Source organism: Gordonia sp. NPDC003585 (assembly GCF_040610755.1).
Classification (GTDB): domain Bacteria; phylum Actinomycetota; class Actinomycetes; order Mycobacteriales; family Mycobacteriaceae; genus Gordonia.
This window is the reverse complement of the sequence record NZ_JBEXMX010000153.1, coordinates 1-5225: the sequence shown is the minus strand read 5'-3', so window position 1 is coordinate 5225 and position 5225 is coordinate 1. Positions and strand designations below refer to the sequence as shown.

Annotated in this window: 2 protein-coding genes; both read left to right on the top strand. The window is 63.5% G+C overall.

Features of this window, described 5'->3' with window-relative positions; translation table 11 throughout:
* Positions 1-48 precede the first annotated feature (48 nt).
* A complete protein-coding gene (locus ABZW74_RS23875; RefSeq protein WP_355279903.1) occupies positions 49-4584 on the top strand; it encodes an HNH/ENDO VII family nuclease in 4536 nt (1511 codons plus the stop codon).
* Between the two features lie 25 nt (positions 4585-4609).
* Positions 4610-5077: an SMI1/KNR4 family protein gene (locus tag ABZW74_RS23870; RefSeq protein WP_240862853.1), complete on the top strand. Its 468-nt coding sequence runs from the start codon at positions 4610-4612 to the stop codon at positions 5075-5077.
* The last annotated feature ends 148 nt before the right edge of the window (positions 5078-5225 follow it).

Genomic DNA, 5225 nt, shown 5'->3' with positions numbered 1-5225 from the left:
GCGGTGGCGGGGCAGTTGTCGGCGGCGTGGGGGCGGTATACGGCGGCGGTGGGTGTGTGGGAGCGGTTGTTGGGTGATGGTGAGGGTGTGCATCGGCGGATGGAGGCGATCACTCAGACCGCGGTTGATGTGTTGGATGGGCAGAAGGACACGCCGTTTGAGGAGAATCCGAAGGGCTGGAAGGCGTTTTGGAAGTCGGTGAGTAATTGGATTGATGAGCATGCTGATGTGTTGAAGACGATTTCGGATGTGTTGATCACGGTGGGCTCGTTGGTGGCGTTGTTGCCGGGGTTGGGCACGTTGGTGGGTGGGATCATCGCGGGTATTGGTGTGGGTATCGGGTTGGCGTTGACGTTGACGGGGAATATGTCGTGGGGTGAGTTCGCGATGTCGGCGGCCGGTGCGATTCCGGGGGCGGGTAAGGGTGCCCAGTTGGCGAAGCTGGGTATGAAGGGGGTGGGGAAGAACGCGGCGAAGGAGTTGGCGGAGCGGGCTCGTCCGTCGCGGTATATCTGCCGTGGTGCCGAGCCGGTGGATATGGCGACCGGGGCGATGGTCGATGATTTTGTGGATCTGACGATCGGTGGCGAGTTGCCGTTGATTGTGGAGCGTAAAGCGGTGTCGTCGTTCGGGTTGGGGACGGCGTTTGGTCCGTCGTGGGCGTCGTTGTTCGATTGCCGGGTCGAGGTGGATGCTGACGGTATCGCGTTGGTGAATGTGGATGGTTCGGTGTTGTGGTACGACCGGCCCGATCCTGACGCGGTCGGTGAGGTGATGCCGCGGGTGGGCACGATGCCGTTGTCGTTTGTTGATGGCGCGTATCGGGTACGCAATGTGGCTGCTGGTGTGACGTATGAGTTTTCGGTCGTCGGCGATGAGGGCTCGGTGCGGATGACCGCTGATGAGCCGCACCAGGATGAAGTACCCCGGGATTCGGTGTTGGCGGTTGGTTCGGTACCGGTGGCGGGTTCGTCGTCGTTGGCGGGGGTGGCGGACTCGGCGGTGGTGATCGGGCTCAGTGCGGTGGTGTCGCGGACGGGGCACCGGTTCGAGTTGGTGTATGACCAGCAGAGCGGGTTGGTCCGCGAGGTTCGTCATGGTGGCGGTGCGGTGGTCGAGGTCGATACTGATGCGGTGACGGGCCGGGTGTTGGGGTTGGCGGTGCGTGATGAGGTGGGTGTGTCGACCCCGGTGGTGTCCTACCGGTATGACGCGCGCGCCAATCTTGCCGAGGTGGTCAATTCCAGTGGTGTGCCGATGCGGTTCGCTTATGACGATGCTGCGCGGATCGTGTCGTGGACTGACCGCAACCGGGTGTCGTATCACTACCGGTACGACGATCGCGGCCGGGTGGTGCGGCAGGTCGGTACGTCGGGGATGTTCCCGAATGCGTTGGTGCATCTGCCGGATGTGGGTGCCGATGCCCCGGTGGGTGGCCGGATTGTGGTGTTGGTGGAGACGGTGACCGACGTGTTGGCCGAGCACGAACGTGATGAGCGTATCGAGGAGCGGTTGGCGCGGTTGGCGCAGTTGCCGATCGTGGCGTTGTTGGAGTCGGGTGGGTTGGCTGGGGCGGGGTTGACTGGTCGTGGCCGTGACGGTGCGGTGGACTCGAGCGTGGTTGAGCCGGGTTTGGTGGTTGCCGAGGAGTTGCTGGTTGATGAGGTGTTGGGCCGGATTCAGCCGTGGGTGTATCGCTCGACCGCGGCCGGTGATGTGTGGCGCATCGTGTCGGCCGAGGGGGTGGTGACCGAGTTCGAACACGATGTGCACCACAATCCGACGGCGTTTACCGGTGGTGATGGTGCCCGTTGGGAGACGGTGTTCGATGAGTTCGGGTGTGAGGTGGCCACGACCGATCCGCAGGGCCGGGTCAGTTCCATCGAGCGTGGGACGTGGGGGATGCCGGCGCGGGTGACCGATGAGGCCGGCCGGGTCAGTGAAGCCGTGCTGGATGGGTTCGGCAGTGTGGTGGCGGTGACCGATCCGGTGGGTGCGGTTACGCGGTTCGAGCATGTGGTGCGGGCTTCGGGTGTGGTCACTGCGGCGCGGGTGGATGCCGATGGTGCGCGCACCGAGTTTGACTATGACGCGGCGGGTCGGGTGGTGCGGGTGATTGATCCGGCGCAGCGGGTGTGGAGTTTTGAGCGCAATGTGTTCGGTGATGTGGTGGCGGTGACCGACCCCGATGGTGCGGTGACCAGCTCGGAGTTCACGGTGGAGGGCTGGTTGCTGGGCCAGGTGTATCCCGATGGGACCGGGGTGCTGTTGGGTTATGACGCGGAGGGCAACCAGGTCGAGGTGGTTGATGAGGCTGGGCATGTGACGCGCACCGAGTACACGGTGTTCGATCATCCGCGGGCGGTGATCGACCCGTCGGGTGGGCGTGTGGAGATCGGGTATGACTCCACGATGGAGCAGACCTGGGTGCGTAGTCCTGATGGTTTGTCGTGGCGGTTCGAGCGTGACCGGGATGCGCGGGTGGTCGCGGAAACCGACTACAACGGGGCGCGCAGCACGTTCGGGTTGGATGGTCTGGGCCGGCCGGTGGTGGTGACTGATGCGCTCGGGCATGTTCGGGCTCGACGTTTTGATCTGTTGGGGCGGTTGGTGTCGGAGGCGGCCACTGCTGATGGTGTGACCGAGTATGGCTATGACGTCGCTGGGGATTTGGTGTCGGTGGTCAATGGTGATGCGCGCGTGGAGTTCGAGCGCGATGGTGTGGGTCGGGTGGTGGCCGAGACGGTCAACGGGGTGGTGGTGCGGTCACGGTTCGACAGTGTGGGGCGGCGTACGGATCGGGAGGTCACCACGGGTGGGCGGTCGTGGTCGGCGACGTTCGGTTTCGATGCGGCCGGCCGGTTGGCGGGTATCGATGCCGGGGGACGCTTTTCCACCCCGGAAGGTCGGCGGATCGGGTTCGGCTATGACGGGGCGGGTCGGGAGAGTGAACGCCGGTTCGGGCGGTCGGCACGGTTACGGCAGTCTTTTGACCGGCGTGGCCGCCTGTCGCGCCAACACGTCCTGGCCGGTGCGGAACGAGTCGCCGGTGGGGAACAGGCCACCGGGGCGCAGCGGTTGGTGGCGGGGCGGGTGTGGTCGTATCGGGCCGACGGGTATGTGACCGGCGTGGATGATGCGGTGGCGGGGGCGACGCGCTTTGATGTGGACGCTTCGGGCCGGGTCACCGCAGCGGTCCCGTCGACTGTCGGCGGCACCCGCGCCGCGGGTACCGGTGCTGGTGGTGGTGAGTGGTTTGGGTACACGCCGTCGGGGGTGTTGGCGCGCGCGGATAGTGGTGCGGGTCAGCCGGTGGGGGTGGCGGCGTCGCCGGTGGCGGGTGTGGCGCGGGTGGATGGTTCGGATCGGGTGTCTCGGTCGGGGACGTTGGTCACTCGGGTGGGTCGGGATCGGTTCACCTATGATGCGGCGGGCCGGCTGCGGGTGCGGGTGCGGGCACGGTTGTCCCGTAAGGCGGAGGTGACCGAGTTCTCGTATACCGATGGCGGCCAGATTCGTGAGGTGGGGTGCGGTGATGGGACGCGCTGGCGGTACGGCTATGACGGGTTGGGGCGTCGGGTCAGCAAGTCCCATGTCGATCGTGATGGCCGGATTCTTGATGAGGTGGTATTCGGGTGGGACGGTAACGATCTGGTCCTGCAGTCGAATACGGCCCTGACCCCGCGCGGTCCGGTTGCGGCCGGGGCGTCGTCGACGTGGGTGTGGACCTATCACCCCGATGGTGGGGACGTGGTGTCTCAGGAAGTTGTCCACCACACCCCGCACACCGACACCACACCAGACAAGACAACACCCGACATCACGCCACCCGACATCACGCCACCCGTCGCCTATCCAGCACCCGATGGTCATCGTGGTGGTGTTGATGGGTGGTCGCAGGGGCGGGTGGATACCGAGTTTTATGCGATCGTCGCGGATTTGGCGGGTGCGCCGACGGAGTTGGTGGACCCGCTCACCGGGCAGGTTGCTGGGCGTGCGGTGCGCAGTGTGTGGGGGCACACCACCTGGCAGGGTGTGTCGAGTCCGTTGGGGTTCGCCGGTCAGCAACACGACCCGGAAAGCGGGCTGTTCTACAACCGGTTCCGGTTCTACAACCCGGCGACGGCCACCTACACCAGCCCCGACCCGTTGGGTGTGGGGCCCAACCCGGCCAGCGCCACCGCCTACGTCCACAACCCACACGTCGCGGTCGACCCACTCGGGCTTAAGATCCACTTCAAGGGGAAGGGTGATTTCTGGACGCGTGAGGAGGTCAAGGGTAAGAATGTGTGGCAGCGCGACGACCTATTCGACCCGACCCGTGTCGATGAGCGCGGCCGAACCAACCTCGAACGAATGAAGCGAGGAAATGCTCCGATTGGGCATGACGGAAATCCGTTGAACTTGCACCATATCGGCCAGCGAGACAACAGCCCGATTGTTGAACTTACACAACAGGTACATAAAGAGAATCACGGATTGCTGCATATCAATCCTAGTTCAACCCCTTCTGGGATTAACAGATCGGCATTCGACAGTTGGCGTGGAAGATACTGGCGGGCCAGGCGCCACGACTTCACGTGAGTGCTGAAGCGAAAGGAATAATTTCTTGGGTATCGAAGAAGTGCGGTCGTTTATAGACCGGGCACCGGCTGAGGACGGCGATTTCGAAGGCGCGGTAACTGAGGGCGAGATAGCCGATGCGGAGTCTCAACTTGGAGTGGCATTCCCCCCGTCGTATCGCCAATTCGTGGCGTCGTTAGGGCTTGGGGATGTTAACTCCAGAGAATTTTACGGGTTGATCCCCGGGAAGCCAGTTACTGCGGAGTCTGGGGTCCCGAGCGTTGGCATAAGCCTCAGGGAGCGTCTAGATAGCGGACTGCCAGCGTCGCTCGTGATTGTGAGCGATACGGGTATGGGTGAGTGGTATGTGTTGGATACGTCGGAGCGTGATGCGGATGGGGAGTGTCCGGTGAAGATTTGGTCGCCGGGTACGGGAGATTTTGTTCCAGGTGAGCGATTTGATGACTTCGGTGAGTTTGCTCTCGGCATGTTGAATGTCGACACTGGCGATTAGTTGGTGGCAGTGTTTTCGCGGCTTTGTCGGGTAGTGGTTTTTTCGAGGTTGATCACACGGTGGTGAAGTCTCATGCGGGGTCGTTGCAGGATGCTCTGGGGAAGTTCACGTCGAACTCTTCGGAGTTTGATGCGGCGATGACCGAGTT